Origin of the sequence: Paenibacillus melissococcoides (assembly GCA_944800085.1) — a bacterium.
Classification (GTDB): domain Bacteria; phylum Bacillota; class Bacilli; order Paenibacillales; family Paenibacillaceae; genus Paenibacillus_B; species Paenibacillus_B melissococcoides.
The window spans coordinates 332,610-357,397 of sequence record CALYLO010000004.1 but is presented as its reverse complement, the minus strand read 5'-3'; the positions used below and the strand labels follow the sequence as shown (position 1 = coordinate 357,397).

Here is a 24,788-nt window from a genome sequence, read left to right as displayed (position 1 = left end):
AGTTAAAATAAAAAACAGTCCAAGCCACCAATGCCAAAACCACAGCAAAAAGACGACCGAGTCAATGCGACAAGAGAATGGGTGCTGCTTCTCACGGCCATCATCCAACTCCTAGTCGCCATCTCCACCTTAGTCCTCGTCCTTATCAAGGACAAATGACTAAGAAGCTACTCGCCCCTTCGGGGGCGGGTAGTGATTCGGTCGTCGAGAACAGTATACCATAAAAAATTTGGAGGGATACGATGAAAAAGATGCAGAATATCACTGTAGTAGTCATGGTTGCCAATACCCTCATTAACCTGGTGATTCTAGGGATTCTGCTTTTCAAATAAATGGAGGTCATCTCTATGTACGAACCTATAGAAATAATCGCAGCAATACAACGGGTCATTGCCGCCCGAAAATCACGCGGTGCCACTCCGGAAGCAATCGAGCGATACAAGTCGGAAGTACTGACAATCTGGAAAGAGCCTACAATGCAAGCTGCAATCAAGCAAATGTAACGCCGGGGGATTCGGCTCCCCTCTCAATTAAGCCGGCGGGCGTACGCGGGGAGGGTTTCGGGATGGAAAATATCTATACAGTTGAGATTATAAGCCGAGGTATGAAGCACTATACAAACCTGAGAGCTCGAAACAAGGTCGAAGCAGTTACTAGAGGGGTGGATAAGCTACTCCGAAGTTGGCGTGATAAAGACGGCATCGAGGAAATTCGCGTTATTGAGGACTCACGGAATCGCGAATTAGGTGCGGCAGATTACAACAAGGTGATGGTGGACTGACTCGTTGAGAAGTTCGTTTACTAAGAACGGGGCTTCGGCCCCTCTCAAATTACGCGGGGAGGTAATCAGATGGTCAAGGGTGATTGGGTTCGCGTGTATGGCGACGACGCCATGCATGGAGAAAAGGGCGAAGTCGTGGAAATGCTAGATGGCTTCGCACGAGTACCCTTCGTAAGATGGTCCGGTCCTTACACTGTACTCATATGGACAGGCTACCTGCGAGCAGAGCCTCAATTTCTTTGGTCGGTATGTGGGAGGGATTGAGATGAACAGATACCGTTTTACGTACTTGGAAGATGGTCGCTTCGCCGGGGTAGTTCTGGCTGACGATTTTTATGAAGCTTTGAAAAAATTCGGTGAAGCAAACTACCTTACTGAGCCTTTTTCAGATGATGGCAATCCCGATGAAGGACAAACTGCAAAGGTGGAATATATCGATGCAGATGGTTTTGGAGTCGGGTATCGTGTGAGAATCGTTGAATAACACAGTGCTTCGTCCCCCACTCATTCTTTCATACGGAGGAAAAATCATGACTCCATACGAGAAGGTGTTTCGCACATTTGTAAATGAACTCGATCGGGCCGCTCTTCAGCGGGAGGCCCACACATTCTATGTGAATCAGGTCCGAATAATATTGGGCTGGACTGATCTATCGGATTCGCGACTAATTACGGAAATTAGGCGGCTGGATCAAGCATACCGGACCGTTGTTGAACCGATGAAAAGCTGAGGGGCTGCGGCCCCTCTCAAATGGTATGTACGGGGAAAGTACCACATATTCTATCTCCGGGAGGATGATTACAATGACGCTTGATGAACTTAAGGATATCATGAGCACTGAGGACGTCCGCAGTCTCGAAATAAAGCTGCAGCAAGGCGAGATCCTAAAATCAGTCATAACAAAGTCGGAGCATTTTTATGCTTTTGAGTTTTTAGTCGAAACGAAATACGGCAGAATGATCATTGCAGGATACTACGGCCCCTATGGTCTCACCTATATGTGCGACGCGAGCATCAGACACATTGAAACGCTACTCGATTGGGCGAAGTCATAATAAAGAGAAAGCCCCGGAACGCTCCGGGGCTCATCTTTTTCCGAACGTATCATATACAGGCTTCTGACATCGGATACAGGTATAAACCCCTTGTATCCATTTCCCCTTCATTCCGGCCATGCAACTGCACAAACTTGGATCTTTCGGCTTCGCTGCCGCCGGCTTTTCTGCCGATCGTAATTCCTCTCTCCAGTCCTTCACGATAACACCCCAAATATATCCTCTACACGTATCCAGCACCTCTCATTGTCTTGCTGCAGCCGTACACGCTGCCCAATCATATCTATGTCCACTACAACGCCAGTCACTTCTCGTCGCTCGAATGGATCGAACAGTTCTAACGTAAGAGCCTTTCTGTCTTCAAGAGATTCCTGCAGGCTTCTGCTAATCTCATCCCATACCATCTCATCCAGCTGCGGCCGCTCACGTCTTACATTTTCCCGCTGCCGCCTCAATAGCGCTTCCCGGAACTCAGGGACAATGAACCGTGAGCTTTCCCAGATACCATTCCCGGATAACTTTCCGCTCACGCTGTCCGCCCCTTCCCGGCTGGCTGCCAGGACAAGATACGCTCAAGCCTAAACGGGCGCCACGCCCCCGCTGTCAGGCATGTTGCGTGCAGCACGCCGTCACGGATACGGCGCACGACGATCCGCCGCTGCGAGATGCTTCCATTGCGATCCTCATAGATAATTTCAACCTGCTGGCCTATGTAGCGGTCCAGTCTCATTGTCACCATCTCCTAGAACATTTGTTCTCATTATACGGGAATATATGTTCTTTTTTCAATAACAAAAAAACTCCCAGAAAGGGAGTTGGGTGATTTTCTTCATGCATGCGCGCTACCAATAATACGACTACCACACAGGCAGTTTATGTGTTTAAGTATTGTCACACGTATTTATTGGGTTTACACGCGCATGTTTTAGGTAACTTTAGGATACACCAGAACAAGGAAAAAGTAAAGATTTAACTGAGAAAAATTGTTTATCTGTTGATTGTTAAAACTTTACTGGTTCCAAAATATGCTCTTGGAAATAACTCACGCTGTACAACTTTATTTTCAAATAATGAATAATAATATCCATAATCATATTCATATTTTGTTTGAACAGCATTAGCAATAAAGTCCGCAGCCTGAATACCGTAAGAGTTTTGGGACTCCATGTATTTCACGTTTATTGAATACCTGCACTGAAATTCATATTGCATTTTTATTTTTATATAATCTGCAAAAGAATTAACTGATTGCACCCTTATAGTCCGGTTATCCAGGACAATATTAAGATGGTTAACATTGGGGATTCTTGCGTATGGCGTAATAAGAAAATGGAGCATATAGTTATACAAAAGATTTGAATCTTCTTTTAGTCTGCTTTTTACATTTTCTAAATCCGCCACTATATATCTTATTTCCACTTCTTTAGACGCTATCTTTCTTAGGTAATAATCTTTGATGACGGGATTTGAATCACTAGCCTTTACTTCCTGAAACCTCTTAAAATAAGGAAATTGTCTTTTTGTTTTTAATTCCGCCCTACTTAAAGCGTTATTTAATTGTTTATCATTTTTACAAGCCACACAAGCAATTGTAAAGTATCTTCCGTCTCGTCCCATGTTACCCGATTCGTCAAAAAAGAGATTCACATCATCACCCAGGAATATGTAATAGTCTAGCATGTCTATGTATTAGGATCATTATACTATATCTTTTGGAAAATATACACTTTTACAAATGTATAGTTACACCTATGTCTTTGTAAAAAAGTGTCGCTTCCGTTTGAACCGGAGCAAGAAGCAGTCTATTCCAGCTTCCCTCTCCAATCTTATTGCAGTTGACCTCGAACCCATCATTTCGGAGTTTATTACAAATCTTTAAAGTATTTTCAAAAACAAGGACACAATCCGTCATTTTTTGGTATACTCAAAAACGTCATTTTTTGACAAGGAATATACGTCATCCAGCACCATATATAGACAATTTAGCTGTGTGACGAGATAAGGGGGAAGACATTGCTTAATATCAACCGAAGCATGGACATGAAATGCATGGACGACAGTATTCCGTAACCGATGATGAATGCATCCAATTGAATTTCTTTTACAAGAAGGAGACTAACATGAAAAAGTTTATTACCTTGATATTATTTTTTATCCTTTCATTCACAAGCATTCCTCTTGCTTCTGCTCAATCCATCGCTAATTGCAATTTGCATTGTTTCTCTGCTGGTACGCCGGTGCGGACCGAGGCGGGATTTAAGCCGATTGAACAAATTAGCGTGGGAGATCTCGTTCAGACGAAAGATGAAACAACGGGAAAAACAGGGTATCATAGAGTTATCGAGTTATTCCAGAGACAGGCAGATGAGACATATCGCATTACCGTCAAAGGAATTACGATAACAACAACGGAAGAGCATCCCTTCTGGGTGCCCGGCCAAGGTTGGGTTGAGGCACAGTATCTGAAGGTCGGAGACCTGCTTCAGAATCCAGAAGGCAAGCCGTATCCTATCGACCGGATCGAGATTAAGAAAAACAGCACGACCGTATACAACTTCCGTGTCGAAGGAGTACATAATTATTTCGTAACCGAGTTAGAAATATGGACTCATAATTGTGGAGCCGGGGCAAGAAGTATACCGATGAGGGCGCCTTCAGGAGGAGGCTATAGTCAGGCGCCTAAGGGGACGGGTAACAGTGCACAAAATATAGCACAATATGAAAAGTACAAAACCCACCTCACACAAACAGAAAAATACGGAAACTCTCAAGTAAGGGAGCTACCTGACGGAAGAATAAGGTACTATGGAGAAGTAATGCCTGCTAAAAAACTTGGTGAAATGATAGGAAGAAGATTGGTTAGAGAGTGGAGTCCGCAAACAAATAATAAGAGAACATGGCATGAGACTTTAGACCAGTCTGGTAATATAAGACAGGTTAGACCCGACACTAAGTTTACTGGTGGTAATAAAGTTCATTATCGATTCGATAATAATAGAAACTACATTGGACAGTGGTGATTCACTTGAAACAACCGACAAAAGAAGAAGTTATTAGTAAATTATTGTCAATTTTACAAGGCAGTTTATCAAGGGAAGAAGTAGCTGATTGGGCTTCCGAAATTGTAATGCAAGATGAGCCCATTGTAACGGATGAAGAAGTTTGGGAGCTTTTGAAAATCACCTCAGGAGTTGATATAAAAGACTCGCCAGACGAATACTTACATGTAGAACAAGATATTATGGATTGGATAAATAAGTTCAAAAGTTAAGAATTGCTTTAACCTTGATTGGCTTCGTACCTTTCAAGGTTTCTTTTTATTTCGGTAAGTGCATACACGCTCTCATTTCGCGTTAGGTAAGAGCCGCAGGAGTGATCCCGCGGCTCTTATCATGCAACAGGGAGTAGGCTTGGCCCCAGACCTTATATTACCCCTGCTTTTTCAACAGACGATCTACTACAACAGCAATCTCTGCCCGCGTAATCGGTTCATTCGGCGCGAATCCGTTTCCCCGACCGTTCATAATTCCCGAGTCCATAACGCGCCGGATAGACGCCTCTGCCCAATGGCCGGCATAATCCGGCTGCTTTGGTTTCTCCATTCTCTCCAGCTCCTTCTCTATCATCAGTTTAAACCGCTCCCACGCCGTCCATTTTCCCCCATCATACATGAGTCGTGGACATATCTTTCCCGACCAATCATAATGTCGGCGCAGTCTGTCAATTCCCCATCCGCGTTCTTTCAGCATCTTTGCGATCAAGTCTACTGCGTTTTCTAACGTCTTGCTGTAGTTCCCGCTTTCACATATCTCAATCCCAATGGAGCGCCGATTGCCGTCCCCGTTGCCGTCCCCAGCATGCCACGCAACCTCATTGAGTGGTAAAACTTCTATGGCTTCGTATTCGTCAATAACAATGTGATAAGATGCCGTTCGATCGTTCTCTGGGTTTGTGAGCCATCCTCGTTCATTACGGGCGGATGAATCTGGATTGCCCGTCGTGTGAACCGTTAATGTATTGGCGGTCATCGCAATTCCAGGACGCCTGTTGTTGGGCGTATTGCGCGGGATATGATCAACTATATACTTATACATGCAAATTCACCTTCCCCATAATTTTAGGCTCTTGGTAATCCCACTTAGCATGGCATGGCTTACAAAGCCACTTAACTTCAAGCGGTTTTGAATAATCGTAATGCGCTGCTTCTGGTTTGCACTCAGTCCCGCACCACTCGCACTTGCTCGGTCGATACAGCTTCCCAGAAGAAATGGCGCGATACACGGATGATCGTGCACGCGCCATAATTCTCACTTCTTCCTTATGTGCATTGGTATACCGGTCCGCTCGCTGGCGGTATTCCTCGGGAACTCTCAGTCTGCGCTCCTTTTCCTTTAGCCTTTTATGCTCCCTGTTCTTATCAATCCATTTTCTTTGAATGTTAAGCCTCATATTTCTATATTGCTGGTCTGTCGCCCAACGTTCTCTTTCTCGCGCATTGTAGGAGTCACGATTAGCCTTTCGGTACTCTGAACAACACGATTTACACCATGGGTGAAGCCCGTCTGCTCTGCGTCGCTGTCTGTAAAATTCATTTGCTGGTTTGGATTCATCGCATCGTGAGCAACGTTTTTGGTCATCAACGCTCACCGCCTGCGCCTCCTTTCCCCTTTAGCACCTCGACCGCCTGCTTTATGACTGGCGGGAGTGGCACGCCAAGGCGGCCGCCGTTCTCGATGATCGACAGCAGCTCATTGGCCAAATAGAAAAAAATCGCCGCGTCGCGCAGCATGTGTTGATCGCCCAGGACCGTATCCACCTGGTGAGCCACGGCTACCACGAAGAAGATAAACACTTTCCGTGCAATGCCAATGAGTCCGATGCTGCTTTTCAATTTTCCTTCAGCACCGGCCGCCATTACGCCCGTTACGTAATCAATTGCGACGATAATCAGGAGCACTTGCAGCAGCGCCGGCCAGCCGCCGAACAAAAAAGCCGCCGCCCCGCCTGCAGCCGCGAAGGCTGATTTCAAAACTAAATCCAATCTTTCCATGAGTTGATCCCCCTCAAATGAAATAGCCCCCGGGTATCCCGAGGGCATAAATATAGCGCCTACCCTATGGTATGGCGCTTATTCCGTCGTATCTGTGGTTTTTATGATTTCTTGACACTCTTCATTCGAAATGTATTTTGGGACGTATGATTGCAGCTTCGTTTCGTCGGCAAATCCCTTTTTCCAGCAGTCCATCAGAAATCCGAAAAATAGGCTCTTCATTATGCATTACCTCCCGGCGTATCCATCATACCCATTACAGCCAACTGCAAAGCGTCAAGCTGCTTTCGTAGCTCTTCGTTCTCTGCCTTCAATTGTTCAATCGGCCCGGGCTCTTGCTGACGCTCCCGCTCGGCGTTGTATGCCGCTTCGTATTCGGCCTCCGTTACAAGGTGGATATCCTCATGTTTCGGGATATCCACCTGCGCTGTTATGACATAGCAGTCACGTGTTCCCGGAGGGTAGATTTGGGAACCCGCCACGAATAGGTTAATATCCAATCCCTTATAGTCTAAGTTCCCGCTGCGCTCTGGCACAACGTTTATAATCTTCAATCCTATCATAGCTTATTCCTCCTATTTTATCTGTATGCGTACATAGCGAGTAGTGTTGCCGGGTAGTCAAGTCCTGTGCCGACTCCAGATCGCGCAGCGCTGAATGTCGTCCCATTCCTTGTTAGCATGACAATTTCTCCAAAGACTTCAGAGGTATTATACAGCGTTAGCATTATTTTGGTCTTGCTGAGGAATGCGGAAGCGCCAAACGACGCCAATCCATTTGGGCTGTTATCAACCTGATAAAGTACGGTCTGTGTAACAGTCCTTATTTCTGTAGGGCCTCCACTTGGAGACTTATAATACAGTAAAAACGTGTTTGATCCGTCTTTGCAAGCATCTGCTACGTATGCCACGGTGTCAATATTAACTGGCTCCACTACCGCAATTTGCGTTCCGTTATGTGTGTACGCATATAGTGTGTATTCATTTCCTGGCATTTCTCGCCCGTAAACAACGATATCGTCACCGACAACACCTGGGCTTCTCCATGTACCCATATAGTACGGGAAGTCTGGTCCTAACTTTATACTACTGACAATCGTACCTGATGGTGTAACCTCTATAAGGTGTGGTTTGTAGTACGGATGCTCATAGTACGTTTTATAAAACAGGAAATTATTTTTGGTGTTGATGAATCCCTTCTTTCCATATTCAGGGCCGTTCGAACTCGCGTAATCATAACGGAAATTACGTAAGAATGTACTGGAGACATCCAAGCTTCCTGTAGCCTGTCGAATACCCCTGATTGCGGCAGCCAGAGAAGCCCATGAATCATTTGTGGACGCATTGCCTCCCTTGGAGTTGATGGCGTCCACTGTCTGTTGCTTGGCATCAACTCCAGATTGCTTTGCAGCTAGCGCCTCGTCATACGCCTTTTTCACCGCGTTTGTTGTGGCCGCCAGTGTCGTAGACGTGCTGTTCACAGCGTCCGATAACTGCACAATTCCCTTTGCCCCCGTAGTTGCAGATGGCAACCGTGCAGCAGCAATTGTACCTGAATTGATGTCGGATGCATCATGCTTATGATCCTTCGGTGCAGCTCCGACATCATCCGCAGTTAGCACAACGTCACCCGTCTTACCATTTACCGCCTTGACCGGGGCATCAATGTTGCTTGTCTTATCATCGGTGTATGCCTTTGCCTCCTCCAGCGCCTGAACGACCTTTTCCGCCGATCCGGTCGTAGTTTCTATTTGCAGAAACTCCGACCAAGCCTTTTGGGAGCTCGACCACCTACGTGTCCAGATGCGCTGTGTGGCTATGTTTGTCTCGAATACTAATTGTGATACTCTGTTTTTTCCTGTCACAAAAGTGAGAACTTGTCCATTGTTAAACGGCCACCCGCTCTGCATGCCATCCGCATCAAGGTAAAACATGGACACGCCCTTGGGGTACGCATCCCCTGAGTCTTCGGCCGTGAATGCTTTCGGAGCAAGAATTCTTGCGTTGTTTTGCTCATCCGTGTACTTCCTTGCCTCTTGCAGGGCTTCGGCTACATCATCGTGGGTTGCATATACGAGCGACTCATTGATGATCGCTGTAACATTCTGAGCCTGTCCCACCAAAACAAGCGCATCGAAATTCTTGGCGATAACATCGTTTCCACCCTTGGGAGGAATATAATCCGCTGTATCGCCCGCATTCCCGTACCAATACAAGATCTCCCCTTCATCGGGATCGAGCGCATACAATCCGAGCTCCCGAAAGTAAAACCCGGTCGTGATGTCTTGGTTGGACAAGATAAACCCAATTCGTGCCTGATTGGGAGGGGTCATTTTCAGTCGGGCAATATCTGCGGTCTTTTTGGGACTTATTACATTTGTAAGCGCGGCAATCGACTGCCCGGCAAGGTAACCATCCCCAAGAACAATCTTCGTGTACTTCAGTTCTGCCCCGGCTTGCGCCTTTGCTTGTAATGAAATTCCTTTATTCGTCAGTCCTTTGGTGAACGATGACATTGAATCACCTACTTTACTTGATTAAGATATTTTCGCTTACGAGAATGGCCGAACCGTGATATAACTGTAGTTTCTCGGTCGATTCAAGTATCACTTGTTCAAGCTTCGCGGATAATCGCTTGACCGATTCGACTGCCCTGTAAAATTCTTGAGCTCGCTCGTTTGTGGCGGACGGGTCCGATGTCGTCACGCGGAAGTAACCTGGTTGCCCGCCATACTCATACCACTCGCTCACCTGTCCGCTGCCGAATATCGTCGTAATGAGCTCGGCCACCGCCGACGGCGTGCCCTTTCGACGGTGCCAGGCAAGCGAGTTTTTTACAAGTTCCCTCTTTTGTTCAAGGGGAAGAGATGAATCGTAGAAATCGACGTGGAATTGCCATGCCAGCTCGTCTACCCACTCCTCATCCAGTGTGTCGATGTGGTGGAGGATCGCCACATTGGGCATGAGCTCCGTCACCGCGTGCAGCTCGGAATCAATTGCCTCGGCTGCTGCGCGAACATTTTCATCCTCCCGGAGGTTCGGGGGGATCAAGTCAATCAACCGGATCCGTCCGATGTCAATCATCCTCAAGCCCTCCATACGTCACCTTCGGCACGCCAGCGATGGCGACTTGCGTTTTATCAATGATGGTGTGCGCCGGTGACTTGACGGCCACACGGCGGGCCCCTGCATTCATGACTGCGCGGATGAGCTCCGAAGGGATGATATTCCGGCCAATTCGTGCCTTTTGCCATTCGACGTACCCGGTGACGGCCTGCTGTACTTTGGCCTGAATGGCTGCCGCGTCCGTCGCGTCTCGCGAGTCGATCCAGTATGTCAGGTCGACGTCGTAGCTCACCACGTCCGGAGCGAGTACAGTCACACGGTCTGTGAGCGGCCGTACTCTCTTATCGTTGCACGCCTCACTTACGGCGCTAATTATGTCCTCGGTTGGCAGCTCACCGCCTTGCATCAGCACGCGGATTTCAACCTCTACAGGAGCTGGGGACCATACAAGCACGTCCTGGATATCCTTGTGGGCGCTGCGGGCCCAATACTCGTATGCGCCGGTTGGCCCCGCCACGGAAAAGCGCTCCGGCGATGCATAGATGCGCTCGCGGTATCGGTCATCGTCTTCCCGGTCCGTTCCGCCGCTGCTCTCGGTGATGTTTTCGATCCGGTCAATCCACGGTAACGGGTCAACCAGCGTATTGATCTGGCCCGGGATAAAGTCATTTCCGGCGCGGCCGGGCGTCAGACAGTGACAAGAGACGTCCACATACAGCGCGCCGGACTTGATCTCGCCGACGGTCGTCGTGGCGAAGAACAACTCACCGCCAGGGCTCACCCGAATGCCTGCCGGGATCAGTACCGCTTCCGGCCGCGGGGAGGACAAATGAAAGCGGACCGTTGTCATCGCTGGAGCTGCTTCCAGCCGCTCCGTCTCGACCATGGCCCCAAGGTGATCGAGATAATCCCCCTGGGCGTAGCGCAGCAGATTTTGCTTCGCGGTCTGGTTGATCACGATCCGCTGTTGGACGATGATATCGGCCACTGACAACAAAAAAAGCCGCACCGGATCACCCGGAAATAGCTTCTTTTTTGCGATTGCCTCGTATACGGTTATGATGTCATTGCGGATTTTCGTGGGATCAACCGAGACGAATTCAATGTCCGGAAGCTCAAATATATTCGTCTGTGTCGTCATCTTCCTCACCTTCTTTCAAGCGGTACCTCACAATTGGAATGAGCTTCCCGCCCCGTTCTTCCTGCTTAAAATTGACTTCTAGCACCTCGGCGCGTGGCTCGTACTCCTGCAGCAGGTCGTATATTTGGGCTGTCAATTGCGCCTTCGCCCATTCAATCGGTGTATCAAGTGCCGTTATTTCCATCCCGAGCCCTCGGTCCAACGGTACCGTGCCCTGAATCGTGGTAAGGATGGTTCGGATGTTTTGAGCTACTTCATTCGGCCCTGTCGCACCAAAGTCTATAGGCTCACTTTTTCCAGCGACTTCGTTCATGCTATCACCTCGCATATTCCTGCAGCGTGATCGCCGCCTGCGCAACAAGCAAAATTCCCTTGTTGTCAATCTTCTGCCACTCCTGTTCGAGGCTCGTGATGTACCACTTATTCACGCCGATCGCTTTCCCACCGACGATCAACTTGTGGACCTCGCCTGCCCGCTCCATTCTGGTCAATCCGTTAAGTTCCTCTCGTGGGTTTATCCGGTATCGTGCATCAAAGCGGATGCTGAATGATATCTGATCCAACCCGGGGCCAATGAACTGGGATACTGGCTTCTGGCCGATTATTTCATGAGTCGCCCAACGCGGGGAGGCGGACCGCTTGAAGTCGTCGAAGGTTCGGATCTTACCGCCGCCGAGCGCTGACACCATGAAATTGATTTTCCCAAAGCTACCAATCATCATCAGGGACGCCCCCCGCCGATAGATCCCAGGCAGAACCCTTCTACACCGTCATCCAAAAATAAACAAACCACGCTATCCCCTATATCCGGGATAGTAGGCTCAACGTTCTTTAGTGCCGGCACTAGAATCGGAAGCCAGTCCGTCACCAGATCATCCTCATCCTCGCAGATCACCCGTACAGCATACTGCTCCGGCGATACCGAGGACACAACTCCAACCCGCACGCTTTTACTCATCTCAGTATCCCAACACCTTTCTGATTTCAATGTCTGTCGTGTACCCGTTTCGTCCAACGATATGCCGAGCACTTTCGATGATGTATTTTCCGTCAAAAGAATGCCATCCGCTGATGTACACTGTGATGCCAGCCGCCATCCGTGGATCGCCTGCGAGGGTGATCCGGCCCTTTCCAAATTCCTTGTTCTTTTCTCGCAATCGGTTCCGGGCAACTCGGATCGCCTCGGCCTGAGATTCTACCCGTTCGTTGATTTTGAGCATCGGGCCGCCTTTCGGCGCGCCTGGCGGCGTGTATGTGTATGAATACTTTGCCTTTTTCTTCGCGCTCTGATAGCTGACTTGGCATGCTCGATACGCTGCCCCCATCGCATTCCAGGAAAAAGAATAGGTCATCACATTGCTTTTGCCGCGAACGATATATAAACTCGGCTTTTTCTTCTCAAATTCCGCCTCGTCGAATATAACGAGTTTCCGGTTGCTCACCTTTATGCTTGCGCCTTCCTTGGCGCAGAGTTCCACCAAAAATTCGATGTCGCTCTGATCTGTCTGGTCGATCCGGTCATACTTGGGATTTTGCGTGAAATTGAATGCAAGTGTGAGCTTCGCGTTGTTCGCGATATCCTGCGCGATGCGCTTCAGCGTCGCCTTCTCCCAGGACTTTGTTTTCTTTTCGCGGCGCCCGGAGGAATCCAACGGAACGGAAGTCGCCTTGATTTCCACCACGTCCGGCGGGCCGGAGAAATTCACCTCATCGATATCAAATTTCCCGCATGGCAGCGTCAGGTTATCCCCTTCCCAACGCCAGTTTTTTGTGTGGATTTTGGCCCGGATTTCATCGCCTGTATGCGGCTTCCAATCCCCTTGCCACAGCTGCCGGCTGTCCTCCAGCGTGATCTGTAGGTCATCAAATTTCCCGCTGTAATTGTCGGTGTATGAAAACTCAGTCAGGTATTCGCCCATCAACGCCGAAGCATGTACGTCCTCATAGTGGATCTCAAGATCAACCCTTTTTCCTTTCACTCGTCGTCACCCCGCTTCCAGGGGGGAAGGCGATCAGACACATTGGCCGGCATCGGAGGGATCAGCAGGGTCACTCCTGCAGAAAAAATGACCGTGCTGATATGCGCGGGGTTCGCCCGCATCAGCTCGGCCATCTGTGACTCTGTCCCATATACCTTGTATGAGATTCCATCCCATGTATCTCCCTGGATTGTCGTGTAGGTCATCGCATAGCCACCCTCCCTTGCTGCCGCATCATGGCAGAGAATCTGCGCTCGAACTCGTCTGAGCCTGCTTGAGCAGCTGAGAAACCTCTTGCTTCACGTTGACCCCGCCTCCTTGAACCGTAATTTGCGGCGCCCAGGTGACGTTTATTTCATTTCCTTCGCCGCTGGTATGACCCATGATACGGTTCGTTTTTTCCAGTAGATCATGCGATCGCTGTTTGTTGTTGATTGGAATAGCTACTTCCCATCCTGCCTCGCCGAAAATGGATGGTTGATTTGAAAAACCACCATCGGCAAATTGCGGCAATTTAATTGCAGGTTCTGGAATACCATACCGCTCTTTTTTATGTTGTACAGTTGGAATTCCTGGCGTTTTATAATCCACATCCACATCGACTTTGATCTTCTTATGATCAGGAAGAAGAAAAAGACTATTATTCAGTTTGTTGAGAGCTTCCTGAGCCTCATAGAAATGCTTTTTACCTTTATCGGTAAGGCTGTATATCTTTTTGGACTGCTCCTCGATACTCCCCCCGAGATTTAGTTCAATTAGTTTAACTTGGGCATCGTACAACTGCTTATAACTTTCTTCAGCTGCCTTTAACTCGTCGTTTGTGGTGACGAGAGCATCCAAATTTTCTCTGTATTGCTTATAGTAATAATCCGACGAACCTCTTATTTCTCCTAAATTTGAAAACGTGTGCCCAAACTCTTTTCCAACTTCATTTGCTTGCTCAATTATTTCTGATGACTTCTGTTTCCACTCTTCACTCCATGTCTCAAGGCCTGAATTTATTAGACGGGTCCATTCGTTTTCTATTTCTTTCATAGCAACTGAAGCTTCTAGGAAGCGCTCTTTATCAATTGTCTGCTTTTCTTTAGCGTTCCGTAGATTAATTATTTCATCTTCAAGTTTGCCTTTGTTTCCCTGGTTGTCTGCGATATCTTTTTCCAGCTTTAACTTTGCCTCGTCAAGTTCCGCCTTTGATAAGCGGCCGATTAGACCGATCTTTTCTTCCAGTTTTCCATTCTCGATGTCGTGATTAGAGAGTATCTCAGGATACATTTCGATCAATTCTTTTTCTACGTCCCTGAGCTTTCGCTTTGCTTCGGTCAGTTGGGCTGCAGGCGTTTCTGAATCAGCGATCTTTCCTTTCAGCCGATCATACTCCGTGATTAGATCCTTGGTTTTTTGCGTTTGATTTTCAACCGCAGAATAGTCACCGAGTGATTTCTTGAGAGCATCCCCCATCCGTATGAGGTCTTGTCTGGCCTTTTCCTGGTGTTTACGGTACAAATACCATCCACCTGCAAGTGCACCGATCCCTGCAACTGTAAGTCCGATCGGATTAGCGAGTGCTCCGATTGCCGGGCCGATCAGACCTGTTGAGCGAGCGACGATACCCATACTCGATGCCGCACCGGTCCCCGCCTTGGTCATGCCGGCCAGGCTCTTGACGATTTTCCCCGTCCCTTTAACTACCTTCGTCGTGGGCACTGCGAGCGCCCCTGCTGCGAGGATACCTGTCGGGCTGCCGGATAGAGCACCAAGGCTCTCCTTTGCAAGCCCGCTGATGCCGCTCCAGACCATCTTGCCGATCTCTTTTGCTACTCCGGCCACCTGCTGGCGGCCGCTGCTATCCCACCATGCAGCCAGCGGTTCCCCGATGATCTTATCCCAGGCAAGCCGCATCTTGCCAAAGAGATCGGCGTTTTTCCATGCAGGCCCATCCATAAGGCTTTCGAGCTCGCCCATCGCCTGTGGGATCCGCGTTGTGATGTCATCGACTACCCGGCGGACTGTCGGAGCGAACTTCTCGCCCAGGGAGATCTTCGCGCTTTCGAAAGCCGACTCCATCAGCTTCATGCTTCCGGAGAGCGTGTCCATCTGCGTTTCCGCCATTTCCATCAGCGCGCCGCCGGAGTTCTTCACATCTTTTTTCAGCCCACCGTATTCTTTGCCCAAGCCGTCGAGTAGTCCCGTAAAGGTTTTGAGGTGTTCCTTCCCAGCTATCATAGCGATGTACTGCGATCGCTGGGAATCGGTCATCTTATCGACCTTACCCTTTACTTCCAGGAATACTTTTTCCAAACCTTGGAAACGTCCCTTTGAGTCAAAGGCCGATATTTCAAGCTCTTTCATGGCCTTACCAGCCTGACCCATACCACTCGTCAGGTTCGTTATAATCACATTCATAGCCGTTCCGGCTTCCGAACCTTTGTAACCACGATTAGCTAATGTTCCGAGTAGAGACGTCGCCTCTTCCAAAGGCACATTCAGCGTCTTGAAGGTGCCCCCAGAAACCAAGAAAGCATCCATCAACTGCTCTACGCTAGTATTCGATCTCCTGGACGCCTGCGCCACCTTGTCGAGATACGCCGGGAGATCCTTGACCTCCAGCCCGAGCGCAGCCATCGAGTCGGTTGCAAGGTCGGAAGCACGTCCCAGGTCCATTGCACCAGCCTCAGAAAGGCGGAGAACTGGCTCAATCCCTGCAAGCATTTGCTCAGTGTTCCAGCCAGCCAGGGCAAGGTATTGCAGCCCGTCGGCGGCTTCGCTAGCCGTCTTCGATGTCCGCTCTCCCATCTCCCGAGCTTTGGCCGTGAGCAGCTCAAAATCCTTGCTCGTTTTGCCGAGGCCAGACACCGCCCGGACATTTGCCATGCCTTGTTCAAAGTTCGCAAATGTCTGGACGAAATCTTTTCCGAGGTTAAGGACATTCCGCACAGCTAAAAAGCCGGCTACACCTGCACCGGCTTTCTTAATCAACCCAAACATGTTTTCTGCAGCTGATGCGGTCTTTTTCGCATCAGCCTGAGTTTGTCGCATGTTACGCCGAAATGGGTCCAAGAGGCTGCCAAGCAAACCTTTGTTGACGCCTCTGCCTCTCGAAAGATCACTGACCTGTGCCTGGAGTTGTCTGAAGTCACTTGATGCAGAAGTGAACGCCTTAGAGAAGGAGGAATCCGTTTCAGCATCAAGCCTAAATTTTATTTCATATTCCTTTCCCACGGCTATCTCTCCTTCGTCTGCATCAATTCGCTAACCACTTCGATCCACAAAAAAAGCTCCCGAATAGGGAGCGAGAGCCAATATGGAATAGGCGTGTATGTTGCGCGGGATGCGGACACGGCGGCTTGCATCATGAGTCGTCCAATACCTACTCTACCGCTAGCAAGTCCGCCCCGGTGAAAAAATTTTGAACCCGGACTGTCACCTTCGTAAAATCACGAGCTGATAACAGGTAAAAGAACTCCAGCGGCATCTTCGCCGCCCGCGCCGCTGTGATCAACTGATATTCCTTGGAAAGCTCCTTGGAAAACGTGGTTGCATTCTCTGCAGCCAGCGAATTATATTGTCGTTCGACACCGATCATGTCTCCAGCAGTTAACCCGTCCAGGTCGAGATTGATTTCGTTATATGTTACCCCATCAAATTCCACGGGCTTGAATAACTCAATTTTTGACACGGTTCATCACTCCATTCCTAATTTCGAGCGTATATCAGCGAGATAGTCCACACCGTTGAACACGCTCTTGTAATTCAGCTTGTCGATTTCGATCATGTTTTTTCCTTCGATCTCGACTTTTAGATAAATTACTTCCATTTCGTTCGTGCTATCTGTTGTGCTTGAAGGATCGAATTTACCAAGGTCGCCACTCTTTGGCATAGCTCGGACACTGACCTTAACCTGTTGATTTTTCCGGACCCCTGTGGAGGTATCAAGTATCTGCTGCACCCCTCTGAAGTCGATTGCGTGAGTCGTCGGGGCATATAGTTGAACGGCTTCCTGTGTGATTGTGCGCCAGTTGAGCATCACGGTCATGCTGCTGTACTGGCCGATTGTTGGGCTGTCGATTTCCCCGGCGATGCCCGCACCCTTGATCGTATCACTGACCATTTCCAGCGTCGGAAGAGTGATATCTGCGGTGCCGAGATATGTTGAGCCGTTGAGGTATCCCGTGTAGTTGATCAGCTTCTCTGGGATCTGTTTCATAAGTTGCTCCCCCTCCTTTTTTAGGCGGTAAATAGACCGCTCAAATAATTTGCATCGTACTCCACAACAAAGCTGATCTCTTCAGCTGGCGACGGCGGCGTAACGTAAATGTGAAAGCGCACCTTTCCATCCATCAGATCAACTTTGGAGTTTTCGGACTCGTTAAACTCCACGCGGCCGCCCAGGATGTACCCTTGCGACTGGAGTCCGTTCATCCACAGATTCAGCGAGTCGGTTACAGCCTGAACCATCCGCTTTGTCACCGGTGCGTCAAGGTACTGCCAGTAAGTCATCACTACAGTGTTTTGGATCCAATCCATCATGCGGCGGACTGGAATGAATGAATCCTTTGGATCTGTCACGGCAGGATAGGCCCCTGTGCGGTTGCCCCATGCCTTCCAGCCGCCGATGAAGTTCAGGGCTGTCACGATGCCGTTGCCGTTCAGGTACTGCGCCTGATCCGGCCCGAGGAGGACTTCCGTTCCGTCTTCAAGTGCCGCGCCGTCAGCCTGGAAGTTGTGATTCGAGGGCGAGACATACGGCACACCGCCGTTTGCCGCATCCGTTACGGCCATCACGCCGGCGAGCTGTGTGGACATATGATATTGCTTGCTCCCGAGGGTCAGTTTTGGATAACAGTTGATTTGTCCCGCCGATGTGTAATTGTTATCCGTCGACCATTTTGGCGCTGCCGTATATTGCATGTCGGCAGGGATGTCCGTGATTGCCGTGCATTTGAATACCCTGTTGATATTCCGCACCTTGGCGGTCATCACGGCTGCTACGGTCGGATCGGACGAAAATCCTGGCACCACAACCATGCCTGGGACCACCCGGAAGCGCGGGAATACCTGATTGATCAGTTCCAAACCGGTCGGCCGTCCCTCCGCATCGATGCCGCCGATGATGTCAGCCGGCTTGACGGCTGTCGGATCGAGCTTTGCATAAGACACCGTCAGTTCCTTCGTATCCGCTGGGATAATGCCGTTCGGCAGCCGCTGAATAACCAGTTCACCGCTGTCGTTGAAGTTCAACGCATAATCCTTGTCGACCTCGTAGGTGCTAGCATCCTTCTTAACCTTTACCGTATCCTTCAGCACACCCTGAGCCTTGATCGTTGCCAGGCCGTCAGCCATCGGCACGGCCTGATCCGGTATGCTCTTTTTGTGCTTCGACGGATCCAATACGTTTACCAAAACTAACGGAGACGTTTGAAAAAGGTCGAAGTATGCCTTGATCGCCTCCGATAGGGTGAAATTCCAATCTTCCGAATAACCAAAAGCGGCGACTGCCTCCGAATAGGTGAAACACATCACCGGAACATTGATAGGCGGATTTTCCTTATTGTTTAATTTGCTCAGATTAATAGGAGCCGTTCCGAACACAACCGGAACCGAGGCGGACGTAACCGACGGTGTGATCGACGTTGGAATTTCGCTCGTCGTTATACCGTGTTTGTATGCCATCTATTTCATCCCTTTCTGCAACTCTTGATATGCGCTGTGCTCCAGCGTTCCGGGTGTAGCTACCCGCGTCATGGTGGCCGACATCTCAGCCACCGGAACGATCAGGATTTTGATTGCCGGCTGCTTTTCCAGCACATCGGCGAGATAGGCGGGCACACCTTCCCGAAACACCGTGAAACGAGAAAGTCCGGCGCCAGGGAGGTTGGGGCCGACATAGATCAGTTGTTCGATTGTTTCCAGGGGGACAATGAGTTCTGGAACATCCTCCGTTCCAAAAGATGCTAATACGGACTCGGAGACAACACCGCCCGTGGCATAAAGGTTATCGGCCTTCTTCTTCGCCGGCTTCTTTTCCGGCTCTTTCTCATTCGTCCCAGTCAAATTTGTGGCCATGGAGATCAACTCCTTCATTTTGTGTTGTCGCGCTTTGTACGGTCCAGATTGTATGAGCCTGGCCCACCCAAAGCGGATATGGTTGCTCGTCGGGAATATCCCATTTGTACGGTTTTTCGATGATGTATTTATTATCAATGGCAGACTGCCGGAACAGGGCAATCCGAACATGCTCCATCAGGTTCAGGAGGTCATACGCGCCATCCGGATGTGTAAATCCGTCAATCTCTCCACTCTCCCGATAAACCCCAAAAGCAATATCAATCCTGACCGTCGAAAGCAATGGAGCATGCGAGCCCGCATCTATGTCCTCGCCGCTGATGATCCGCGGGGCGATGTATGGGAAATCTATTTTTTCCTCAGCCCTCGGGTTTTTGAACGGCAGATACCATTCAAACACCCTCGGAACTCTGTATTCCCCGTCGTCCCCCTGGGCGGCCGCATAGTCCTTGACGGTCTCCCTCAGAAATATGCAAAGGGCCTGCAGTAGCAGAAAAGCTGTCATTTCGCTCTAAACCTCCCCAGTACTCGATTCACCTCATGATCAAGGCGGACGTTCATCCGGCGGGCTGCCTCTTCCTGCAGGTGCTCAGATACGCCGGGCTCGTTCAGCATCACGGGCACCGCCGGGCCGTACAACTCGCGGATAGGCGTGCGGCGGCGGCCGACTCGTTCAAACGCTCCGATGTGCCCGCTCTTCATCCCCGCTACGAAAGCACCCGGAATAGGTTTCCTGGCGCCACTCTTCTTTACCGAAGCCGTCAATACTTTCGGCTGGCGGGCCGGAGGCTTCGATGGGCGGGTCTTGAATCGGATGAGTGGAATATTAGGACCCTTCGATGTCAGCAGCAGCTGCAGCCGGCCTACATTCGCCTTTGTAACCCTGATATTCCCGTACCGCTTCACGTCCCCCGCCTTGATGTCGTAGGTTTCGCGCACCTTTTTCGATGCTTCGGTTTTCACACCCTGGCCGACTCGGTTCAGCGCGGCGGAAAATGCCTTTGGAATATTTTTTTGAACAAACTGTAGGCCGATTGTGGCCTGCTTCAGCTGCTTACCGTCCACCGATATCATGACCGGTTCGCCTCGATCGTGACCTCCAAGATACCCATTGCCTCCGAAACGTTGGTGACAAAATACGGATATTCCCGTTTTCCAACCTCACCGTATCGCATATCCTGCCCTTCCACTGGTACGTATCCGAGATCATCCATCCGTACAAAGAAGGTGACCACAGAAAGATACACACCTTCCGCAGTCACGTTCTTTCCAATGGCAGAAGAAAGGCCCGGCCGCTCGCTGATCAAGTCCCTATCCTCAACGATCAGAATCTTCTGGCCGCCAATTGATCGGTACTCGCCGAACTCATCGAAGTTCAGGAACACACTGGCGATGTCATGGGCAACTGCATCCTTGAAGATGCTCATTGCTCGGTGTCCTTTTCGGCTTTGGCGGAGGCTTTTTGTTCTTCAGCAACTCCCAATTCAAGGAGTCGTTTCGCCTCTTCTTTTTTCAGGCCCGGGATCTCCTCGCCGGGCTCGTACATCTGTCCGTTGTGATAGATTGTGCCTTTCGCTATGATTGCCACTCAGGCCGCCTCCCTTACAACACTTTTGCCACGACCCATCCATCCACATTCGGAGGGACCGGCAGCGGGCGGGAAAGCATCTGAAGCCAACGTTGAGCCGGCTCTACAGTCACCCAGGATTGAGGCACGATTTGGCCGCGAACTTGGATGAACTGCTCCGTGCGAGGGTCCATGATCACGTTCGCGCCGTAGTGGAACGTGAACTTGTCGCGTGTTGACAGAATTGCGATCGTGCCTTCCGGAATGAATGGGACTTCTTGCCCCTCATCATTGGTATACGTACCGACATAAGAGTATACGTCCATGCCAACGTCGCGCAGTCGACCGTGGTAGGTTACGCCGTCCGGAAGCAGCGTTGTGTCGATGTTTCCAACATCAACGCCGCGGTTGTCTGCCAGTGCCAAGATTTTCGGATGGCGCATAAGTGCGACCGCCGCATCGTAGTCGGCCAGAATGATATTTGGCGTCGGAGCGTTGGCATTCATAATTTTGTGGCGCTCTGCAGCAAGGAATTTGAGCGGATCGCTTTCCGGGTTGCTCCACAAGTCTTTGCCGGACAGCGTGACGATGTTTTCAAAGTCATATTCGATGACCTGGCTCACGCCCTCACCGACTTGAGTAACCTTGCCTGTAAACATGAGTTCTGCTGCCTGCTGTACTTTTCGCCGTGTAATCGTGTCCGTCAGTTCAAGGATGTCACGCGCGAGCAGCTTCCGCGCCCGTGTCTCCGGGCTGTCCGGATTCGCCAGATCTTCACCTGCACGGCGTACTTTCAGGTCGATAGCGGTGATTGGACGTGCCGGCTTGATCAACGCTGGCTTGTACTGTTTTGCCGTGAATCCAGTGCGGGTGATGACCTTACCCGGCTGCATCTCGGACACATACGGCGCGATCGGTTTATTGCCTTTGAGCGTCTGAATCTCTACCCATTCTGTGTCAAACGGTTCGCCGTCCTGGAAAAACGTATCAAGGATATAAGTGCTTGGCGGTGGGAGCTGCCCCACAACCTTCAAAAGAGTCGGCAATGCGTAGATGTCTTTAACTGCCATGTTTATTCCACCACCCGTTTCGTGTAGATTTTCGTATCATTGAGCGCAGCTTCGAAGGCGTCGATCGTGTCGCCATCGGCGAAAATAAGCGCATCGCGGTTGAATTCTCCCTGTACATATGCAGTAGCACGTTGCTCCGCTTGCGTGGCATCAACTTCCACATCCGCCAAAATGCCGACCGGCGTTTTCCCCACGTCGTCGGCAGCCTTAGAGCTAACGATCGTACAGAGCCATGTGCCATCCGGAGCGAAGCCAGTACGTGCCAGGACGGTGCCCCGGTCGTAAACTCCACCTTTTGTGATGATGATCGACTGCGTAACAATCGGCTGCACCATGCCGGCGATCAATTTGTCATACGGTACGCTTGAATATGCTGGCATCTTATTTGCCCCCTCTCAATGCTTTGATCTCCGCTGCCAAGGCTTCCGCCTCAGCGTCATATACAGCCTGCTGGTTCGGCTTCTCCGCAGGCGCCTCGTCCGCCGGCACGCTGTTGACGCCACTGTTTTGTGCGTCATTCATGCGCTTCTGACCTTCGTTAGTGATGCGCTCCTGCGAGGCCTTTACGATCTCCATTGCGGCCTCTCCTGCCGTCAACCCGTTGTCGATCGCCTTTGCAACGATTTCACCCGCCCCCGGGGCGCCCGCCAGTGCATTCAGCTGCGTGATGCGTTCGCGCTCTTGCTTAACGCCTTGGTTCAACACCTCGTTGTACAGGTCAGGGTGTTTTGCTTTCAATTCATCCAAATTCATTGGTTCGTCACTTCCTTCCGCGCCGTCTTCCGGCGCTGTCTTTGTATTCGGAACATGGTTCATAGGCTGCTGGGTACCAGCCTTAAACAGTTCATTCCTGATTTTATCGATGACCTGCTGCGGCAACTCCACAAACGGCGTCGCACTATTGGATATGTCATCAACCGTGTCCTCCGAAAACATGATCTCGTCCGCGAACCCTAATTCAAGGGCTTGCTGGGCATTCATCCATGTTTCCGCGTCCATCAAGGCGAGCAATTCATCCTTGCTTTTCCCGGTTTTCATCCTGTACGCATTGGTAATTGCCTCGTCCACGGAATGCATCATATTCGTGCTGCGCTGATGGGCATGCTTGTCCCCTTCGGTCCCTGACGATGCATTGTGAATCATCATCTGGGCAGTAGGCGAGATTAGGGTCTTGTTTGCGGCCATAGCAATTACGGACGCGGCGCTCGCCGCGACACCGGTAATCTTGACCGTCACTTCGCCTGCATACTCTTTCAGCAGGGTGTACATCTCCGAGCCCGCAAAAACAGAGCCGCCGCCGGAGTTGATGTAAACGTCAACCGGTTCCCCATTGGCCTCTTCCAGGGCATCCGCAACCATGTTCGGACTTGCTACCTGGATTCCAAACCAGCGGTAAATAAACGAGTTGGAATCACTCGTTATCGTCCCGTTGATCTTGATCTTTTTCCTCGACATATTCTGGTTCACCCCCTTCCAAGCCGTACTGCTCGCGTATTTTTTGTTCGTATGCGAGTTGTCTAATGTTCGTTTCAAACTCGCTGCCTGTGAGCTCCGCAGCTTCGCGTTGACGTGTGCTGAATCCATGCTTAACGCGTAGCACTGCGGCGTTGACCTCTTTCACAGGGTCAAGTTGGCCTTGTGATGGTCCATGCCATTCGGCCTTTGTATATGCCTTGAACAGCGCCGGATCGTCGAATATGCCCGGAGCATCAATCCGCCCCTTAATCACAGCCTCAGCAAACCATTCCGCGTAGATGGGTTGGCAGAAGTCCGCCGCCATCCATGCTCGCCGCATGCGAAACATCTTCCAAGCCTCGATCAGGGCGGCACGAGAGGCTGAATACGACGCCGTGAAGTTTTTTAGCAGCAGCTCGTATGGAATTTCAAGCGAAGCCCCAACCTGCCGCAGTATCGCCGAGACAAACGGATCGAACCCGGCGTTCGGTCGGCCCGGGTTGGCGATCGTGGCCTTTTCTCCCGGCTGCAGGAACTGCACCGCGCCAGCTCCAAGCCGTAATTCGTCATCTGTTGGCGGTACCGGTTCACCCGTAGCATTTTCGATTGGCCCGTCAACAGGTGGCAGACTGAACTGGTCCTGATCCGGGCTCTCTGTCTCGATGAAAACCGTAAACATGGCGGAAATGACCGCAGCGGTAAGCTCGGCCTCCGTGTATCTTTCCAGTTGCTTCAACGACTCAATGACGGGGGCCAATATCGGCACCCCCCGGCGTTGCTCAGGCCGCTCTGCCTCCATCAGGTGCAAAACGTTCCGCCGACCGCTTTCGCTCCCAACCACTTCGACCCGGGTCCATTTCATCGGCATGCCGTACATAGAGCCCGGATGACGGTCAGAAAACCAGTACGCCACGATCATTCCATCCTGGTCGACCTCGACACCGGATTGAATCCTGTTTCCGGCCAGACCCTCCTGCGAATTAGGTGTGCTGCATCTGTCTGCTTCGAGCAACTTTATTCGCATGTCATAGATGGAGTGCGGCCGCGGAAGGACTGGCAGCAGCGCGAAGACATCCCCGCTCATCATCTGAGACAAAAAAGCCAACTGCTGCAACTCGTAAAAATCATGGAGCCCGGTGGCGTCGCAGTCCTTTGAATTGGCCCAGATGGAGAATTCGCGTTCGATCTGCGACCGCAGCCTGTCCGCCTGGCCGTCGGTAAGGCGTAAAAAATCGGCATCGAAAGCTGGTTTCAATCGCAGCCCCGTACCGACAATGTTTGTTCGTAATGTTTTTAGCGAGCCGTTCGGCAGCGCGCCGCCCATGTACAGATCCCGGGCACGCGGCCGCAGCTCTTCCAGGTTTTGATGAATGTCTTCGTCAGCGTCGCCGGCAGCTGGGTTCCAGTATTGCAGCGACTTCTTCCGCCGGCTGGCCCCGTGGTCGCCGTAGCCTTGGTTCAGGACCCTCTGCACCGCCTGATGCCGGACAATCTCCGTTTTGGCCCTCTCGCGCTTGGCCGCATACCCTGGTGCCACCGCCATAATGAATCGATCCACCAT

34 protein-coding genes are annotated in these 24,788 nt (G+C 50.5%); 6 read left to right on the top strand and 28 right to left on the bottom strand.

All coding sequences use genetic code 11. The features are described from left to right. The first annotated feature begins 347 nt into the window (after window positions 1-347). From OCY70_RS16350 to OCY70_RS16335, 4 genes are all read left to right on the top strand, one after another. Window positions 348-503, top strand: a complete 156-nt coding sequence (locus OCY70_RS16350; protein WP_213427770.1) for a hypothetical protein — start codon at window positions 348-350, stop codon at window positions 501-503. Window positions 504-565: 62 nt separating this feature from the next. Beyond that, window positions 566-781, top strand: a complete 216-nt coding sequence (locus tag OCY70_RS16345) for a hypothetical protein (protein ID WP_213427771.1) — start codon at window positions 566-568, stop codon at window positions 779-781. A 265-nt stretch (window positions 782-1,046) separates the two neighbouring features. Then, entirely contained in the window at window positions 1,047-1,265 is a 219-nt protein-coding gene (locus tag OCY70_RS16340; protein WP_213427772.1) for a hypothetical protein, read from the top strand. 320 nt (window positions 1,266-1,585) lie between these two features. Then, the gene (locus tag OCY70_RS16335; protein ID WP_213427773.1) at window positions 1,586-1,837 is read left to right on the top strand and encodes a hypothetical protein; all 252 of its coding nucleotides are present in this window, start codon (window positions 1,586-1,588) and stop codon (window positions 1,835-1,837) included. Window positions 1,838-2,034: 197 nt separating this feature from the next. Here OCY70_RS16335 and OCY70_RS16330 read toward each other — a convergent pair whose 3' ends face one another. The 3 genes from OCY70_RS16330 to OCY70_RS16320 form a co-directional block, all read right to left on the bottom strand. Beyond that, window positions 2,035-2,367: a YolD-like family protein gene (locus OCY70_RS16330; RefSeq protein ID WP_213427774.1), complete on the bottom strand. Its 333-nt coding sequence runs from the start codon at window positions 2,365-2,367 to the stop codon at window positions 2,035-2,037. Then, complete coding sequence (locus OCY70_RS16325) at window positions 2,364-2,567, bottom strand: hypothetical protein (RefSeq protein WP_213427775.1); 204 nt, start codon at window positions 2,565-2,567, stop codon at window positions 2,364-2,366. The genes OCY70_RS16330 and OCY70_RS16325 overlap by 4 nt, the downstream gene beginning before the upstream one ends. Window positions 2,568-2,824: 257 nt before the next feature. Next, the gene (locus OCY70_RS16320) at window positions 2,825-3,517 is read right to left on the bottom strand and encodes a DUF3800 domain-containing protein (protein WP_261944984.1); all 693 of its coding nucleotides are present in this window, start codon (window positions 3,515-3,517) and stop codon (window positions 2,825-2,827) included. A 440-nt stretch (window positions 3,518-3,957) separates the two neighbouring features. On the opposite strand from OCY70_RS16320, the gene OCY70_RS16315 reads away from it, so the two are divergent. Both OCY70_RS16315 and OCY70_RS16310 read left to right on the top strand, forming a co-directional pair. Beyond that, complete coding sequence (locus tag OCY70_RS16315; RefSeq protein ID WP_261944983.1) at window positions 3,958-4,857, top strand: HINT domain-containing protein; 900 nt, start codon at window positions 3,958-3,960, stop codon at window positions 4,855-4,857. A gap of 5 nt (window positions 4,858-4,862) precedes the next feature. Further along, a complete protein-coding gene (locus tag OCY70_RS16310) occupies window positions 4,863-5,108 on the top strand; it encodes a DNA-binding protein (protein ID WP_213427776.1) in 246 nt (81 codons plus the stop codon). A gap of 157 nt (window positions 5,109-5,265) precedes the next feature. On the opposite strand, the gene OCY70_RS16305 is transcribed toward OCY70_RS16310, so the two are convergent. From OCY70_RS16305 to OCY70_RS16185, 25 genes are all read right to left on the bottom strand, one after another. Continuing rightward, window positions 5,266-5,931 carry an N-acetylmuramoyl-L-alanine amidase gene (locus OCY70_RS16305; protein ID WP_261944982.1) on the bottom strand — a complete coding sequence of 222 codons (666 nt, stop codon included), beginning with the start codon at window positions 5,929-5,931 and terminating at the stop codon, window positions 5,266-5,268. A gap of 351 nt (window positions 5,932-6,282) precedes the next feature. Further along, a complete protein-coding gene (locus OCY70_RS16300; protein ID WP_213427778.1) occupies window positions 6,283-6,474 on the bottom strand; it encodes a hypothetical protein in 192 nt (63 codons plus the stop codon). After that, entirely contained in the window at window positions 6,474-6,887 is a 414-nt protein-coding gene (locus tag OCY70_RS16295; RefSeq protein ID WP_213427779.1) for a phage holin family protein, read from the bottom strand. The genes OCY70_RS16300 and OCY70_RS16295 overlap by 1 nt, the downstream gene beginning before the upstream one ends. Window positions 6,888-7,108: 221 nt before the next feature. Next, entirely contained in the window at window positions 7,109-7,450 is a 342-nt protein-coding gene (locus OCY70_RS16290) for a hypothetical protein (protein WP_213427780.1), read from the bottom strand. Window positions 7,451-7,467: 17 nt separating this feature from the next. Beyond that, window positions 7,468-9,402 (bottom strand): tail fiber protein, encoded by a 1,935-nt coding sequence (locus OCY70_RS16285; RefSeq protein WP_213427781.1) that lies wholly within the window; start codon window positions 9,400-9,402, stop codon window positions 7,468-7,470. Window positions 9,403-9,415: 13 nt separating this feature from the next. Next, window positions 9,416-9,970, bottom strand: coding sequence for a phage tail protein I (locus OCY70_RS16280; RefSeq protein ID WP_213427782.1), 555 nt, complete (start codon window positions 9,968-9,970; stop codon window positions 9,416-9,418). Further along, complete coding sequence (locus tag OCY70_RS16275) at window positions 9,963-11,093, bottom strand: baseplate assembly protein (RefSeq protein ID WP_213427783.1); 1,131 nt, start codon at window positions 11,091-11,093, stop codon at window positions 9,963-9,965. Before OCY70_RS16275 ends, OCY70_RS16280 begins: the two co-directional genes overlap by 8 nt. After that, on the bottom strand, window positions 11,068-11,406 hold the full coding sequence (locus OCY70_RS16270; RefSeq protein ID WP_213427784.1) for a GPW/gp25 family protein: 339 nt from the start codon (window positions 11,404-11,406) through the stop codon (window positions 11,068-11,070). Before OCY70_RS16270 ends, OCY70_RS16275 begins: the two co-directional genes overlap by 26 nt. A 4-nt stretch (window positions 11,407-11,410) precedes the next feature. Then, window positions 11,411-11,815, bottom strand: a complete 405-nt coding sequence (locus OCY70_RS16265; RefSeq protein WP_249724910.1) for a phage tail protein — start codon at window positions 11,813-11,815, stop codon at window positions 11,411-11,413. Continuing rightward, complete coding sequence (locus tag OCY70_RS16260; RefSeq protein ID WP_213427785.1) at window positions 11,815-12,051, bottom strand: hypothetical protein; 237 nt, start codon at window positions 12,049-12,051, stop codon at window positions 11,815-11,817. The genes OCY70_RS16265 and OCY70_RS16260 overlap by 1 nt, the downstream gene beginning before the upstream one ends. A 1-nt stretch (window position 12,052) precedes the next feature. Next, window positions 12,053-13,072, bottom strand: a complete 1,020-nt coding sequence (locus OCY70_RS16255) for a phage late control D family protein (RefSeq protein ID WP_213427786.1) — start codon at window positions 13,070-13,072, stop codon at window positions 12,053-12,055. Continuing rightward, on the bottom strand, window positions 13,069-13,278 hold the full coding sequence (locus tag OCY70_RS16250) for a tail protein X (RefSeq protein WP_213427787.1): 210 nt from the start codon (window positions 13,276-13,278) through the stop codon (window positions 13,069-13,071). Before OCY70_RS16250 ends, OCY70_RS16255 begins: the two co-directional genes overlap by 4 nt. A gap of 28 nt (window positions 13,279-13,306) precedes the next feature. Continuing rightward, window positions 13,307-16,291 (bottom strand): phage tail tape measure protein, encoded by a 2,985-nt coding sequence (locus tag OCY70_RS16245; protein ID WP_249724913.1) that lies wholly within the window; start codon window positions 16,289-16,291, stop codon window positions 13,307-13,309. A 148-nt stretch (window positions 16,292-16,439) separates the two neighbouring features. Further along, entirely contained in the window at window positions 16,440-16,748 is a 309-nt protein-coding gene (locus OCY70_RS16240; protein ID WP_213427788.1) for a phage tail assembly protein, read from the bottom strand. 6 nt (window positions 16,749-16,754) lie between these two features. Further along, complete coding sequence (locus OCY70_RS16235; RefSeq protein ID WP_213427789.1) at window positions 16,755-17,276, bottom strand: phage major tail tube protein; 522 nt, start codon at window positions 17,274-17,276, stop codon at window positions 16,755-16,757. Between the two features lie 20 nt (window positions 17,277-17,296). Beyond that, a complete protein-coding gene (locus OCY70_RS16230; RefSeq protein WP_213427790.1) occupies window positions 17,297-18,742 on the bottom strand; it encodes a phage tail sheath family protein in 1,446 nt (481 codons plus the stop codon). Then, complete coding sequence (locus OCY70_RS16225; RefSeq protein ID WP_213427791.1) at window positions 18,743-19,135, bottom strand: hypothetical protein; 393 nt, start codon at window positions 19,133-19,135, stop codon at window positions 18,743-18,745. It lies immediately after the preceding gene. Continuing rightward, the gene (locus OCY70_RS16220) at window positions 19,107-19,640 is read right to left on the bottom strand and encodes a hypothetical protein (RefSeq protein ID WP_213427792.1); all 534 of its coding nucleotides are present in this window, start codon (window positions 19,638-19,640) and stop codon (window positions 19,107-19,109) included. Before OCY70_RS16220 ends, OCY70_RS16225 begins: the two co-directional genes overlap by 29 nt. Then, window positions 19,637-20,209: a phage tail protein gene (locus OCY70_RS16215; RefSeq protein WP_213427793.1), complete on the bottom strand. Its 573-nt coding sequence runs from the start codon at window positions 20,207-20,209 to the stop codon at window positions 19,637-19,639. The genes OCY70_RS16220 and OCY70_RS16215 overlap by 4 nt, the downstream gene beginning before the upstream one ends. Continuing rightward, entirely contained in the window at window positions 20,206-20,562 is a 357-nt protein-coding gene (locus OCY70_RS16210) for a hypothetical protein (RefSeq protein ID WP_213427794.1), read from the bottom strand. The genes OCY70_RS16215 and OCY70_RS16210 overlap by 4 nt, the downstream gene beginning before the upstream one ends. Further along, entirely contained in the window at window positions 20,559-20,723 is a 165-nt protein-coding gene (locus OCY70_RS16205) for a DUF7210 family protein (RefSeq protein ID WP_213427795.1), read from the bottom strand. The genes OCY70_RS16210 and OCY70_RS16205 overlap by 4 nt, the downstream gene beginning before the upstream one ends. Window positions 20,724-20,737: 14 nt before the next feature. Then, window positions 20,738-21,772, bottom strand: a complete 1,035-nt coding sequence (locus OCY70_RS16200) for a major capsid protein (protein ID WP_213427796.1) — start codon at window positions 21,770-21,772, stop codon at window positions 20,738-20,740. A 2-nt stretch (window positions 21,773-21,774) separates the two neighbouring features. Then, window positions 21,775-22,152 (bottom strand): head decoration protein, encoded by a 378-nt coding sequence (locus tag OCY70_RS16195; RefSeq protein WP_213427797.1) that lies wholly within the window; start codon window positions 22,150-22,152, stop codon window positions 21,775-21,777. A gap of 1 nt (window position 22,153) precedes the next feature. Beyond that, a complete protein-coding gene (locus OCY70_RS16190; RefSeq protein ID WP_213427798.1) occupies window positions 22,154-23,227 on the bottom strand; it encodes a head maturation protease, ClpP-related in 1,074 nt (357 codons plus the stop codon). Further along, complete coding sequence (locus tag OCY70_RS16185; protein ID WP_249724916.1) at window positions 23,184-24,788, bottom strand: phage portal protein; 1,605 nt, start codon at window positions 24,786-24,788, stop codon at window positions 23,184-23,186. Before OCY70_RS16185 ends, OCY70_RS16190 begins: the two co-directional genes overlap by 44 nt.

What these genes read in the sequence shown, in the direction of transcription:
- OCY70_RS16220 (WP_213427792.1), bottom strand. Translation starts at nt 19,640, where the DNA reads ATGACAGCTTTTCTGCTACTGCAGGCCCTTTGCATATTTCTGAGGGAG.
- OCY70_RS16345 (WP_213427771.1), top strand. Translation starts at nt 566, where the DNA reads ATGGAAAATATCTATACAGTTGAGATTATAAGCCGAGGTATGAAGCAC.
- OCY70_RS16280 (WP_213427782.1), bottom strand. Translation starts at nt 9,970, where the DNA reads ATGATTGACATCGGACGGATCCGGTTGATTGACTTGATCCCCCCGAAC.
- OCY70_RS16325 (WP_213427775.1), bottom strand. Translation starts at nt 2,567, where the DNA reads ATGAGACTGGACCGCTACATAGGCCAGCAGGTTGAAATTATCTATGAG.
- OCY70_RS16260 (WP_213427785.1), bottom strand. Translation starts at nt 12,051, where the DNA reads ATGAGTAAAAGCGTGCGGGTTGGAGTTGTGTCCTCGGTATCGCCGGAG.
- OCY70_RS16185 (WP_249724916.1), bottom strand. Translation starts at nt 24,788, where the DNA reads ATGGTGGATCGATTCATTATGGCGGTGGCACCAGGGTATGCGGCCAAG.
- OCY70_RS16225 (WP_213427791.1), bottom strand. Translation starts at nt 19,135, where the DNA reads ATGGCCACAAATTTGACTGGGACGAATGAGAAAGAGCCGGAAAAGAAG.
- OCY70_RS16195 (WP_213427797.1), bottom strand. Translation starts at nt 22,152, where the DNA reads ATGCCAGCATATTCAAGCGTACCGTATGACAAATTGATCGCCGGCATG.
- OCY70_RS16235 (WP_213427789.1), bottom strand. Translation starts at nt 17,276, where the DNA reads ATGAAACAGATCCCAGAGAAGCTGATCAACTACACGGGATACCTCAAC.
- OCY70_RS16305 (WP_261944982.1), bottom strand. Translation starts at nt 5,931, where the DNA reads ATGTATAAGTATATAGTTGATCATATCCCGCGCAATACGCCCAACAAC.
- OCY70_RS16295 (WP_213427779.1), bottom strand. Translation starts at nt 6,887, where the DNA reads ATGGAAAGATTGGATTTAGTTTTGAAATCAGCCTTCGCGGCTGCAGGC.
- OCY70_RS16285 (WP_213427781.1), bottom strand. Translation starts at nt 9,402, where the DNA reads ATGTCATCGTTCACCAAAGGACTGACGAATAAAGGAATTTCATTACAA.
- OCY70_RS16350 (WP_213427770.1), top strand. Translation starts at nt 348, where the DNA reads ATGTACGAACCTATAGAAATAATCGCAGCAATACAACGGGTCATTGCC.
- OCY70_RS16340 (WP_213427772.1), top strand. Translation starts at nt 1,047, where the DNA reads ATGAACAGATACCGTTTTACGTACTTGGAAGATGGTCGCTTCGCCGGG.
- OCY70_RS16300 (WP_213427778.1), bottom strand. Translation starts at nt 6,474, where the DNA reads ATGACCAAAAACGTTGCTCACGATGCGATGAATCCAAACCAGCAAATG.
- OCY70_RS16250 (WP_213427787.1), bottom strand. Translation starts at nt 13,278, where the DNA reads ATGACCTACACGACAATCCAGGGAGATACATGGGATGGAATCTCATAC.
- OCY70_RS16335 (WP_213427773.1), top strand. Translation starts at nt 1,586, where the DNA reads ATGACGCTTGATGAACTTAAGGATATCATGAGCACTGAGGACGTCCGC.
- OCY70_RS16230 (WP_213427790.1), bottom strand. Translation starts at nt 18,742, where the DNA reads ATGGCATACAAACACGGTATAACGACGAGCGAAATTCCAACGTCGATC.
- OCY70_RS16265 (WP_249724910.1), bottom strand. Translation starts at nt 11,815, where the DNA reads ATGATGATTGGTAGCTTTGGGAAAATCAATTTCATGGTGTCAGCGCTC.
- OCY70_RS16290 (WP_213427780.1), bottom strand. Translation starts at nt 7,450, where the DNA reads ATGATAGGATTGAAGATTATAAACGTTGTGCCAGAGCGCAGCGGGAAC.
- OCY70_RS16190 (WP_213427798.1), bottom strand. Translation starts at nt 23,227, where the DNA reads ATGTCGAGGAAAAAGATCAAGATCAACGGGACGATAACGAGTGATTCC.
- OCY70_RS16200 (WP_213427796.1), bottom strand. Translation starts at nt 21,772, where the DNA reads ATGGCAGTTAAAGACATCTACGCATTGCCGACTCTTTTGAAGGTTGTG.
- OCY70_RS16320 (WP_261944984.1), bottom strand. Translation starts at nt 3,517, where the DNA reads ATGCTAGACTATTACATATTCCTGGGTGATGATGTGAATCTCTTTTTT.
- OCY70_RS16270 (WP_213427784.1), bottom strand. Translation starts at nt 11,406, where the DNA reads ATGAACGAAGTCGCTGGAAAAAGTGAGCCTATAGACTTTGGTGCGACA.
- OCY70_RS16275 (WP_213427783.1), bottom strand. Translation starts at nt 11,093, where the DNA reads ATGACGACACAGACGAATATATTTGAGCTTCCGGACATTGAATTCGTC.
- OCY70_RS16315 (WP_261944983.1), top strand. Translation starts at nt 3,958, where the DNA reads ATGAAAAAGTTTATTACCTTGATATTATTTTTTATCCTTTCATTCACA.
- OCY70_RS16210 (WP_213427794.1), bottom strand. Translation starts at nt 20,562, where the DNA reads ATGAGCATCTTCAAGGATGCAGTTGCCCATGACATCGCCAGTGTGTTC.
- OCY70_RS16215 (WP_213427793.1), bottom strand. Translation starts at nt 20,209, where the DNA reads ATGATATCGGTGGACGGTAAGCAGCTGAAGCAGGCCACAATCGGCCTA.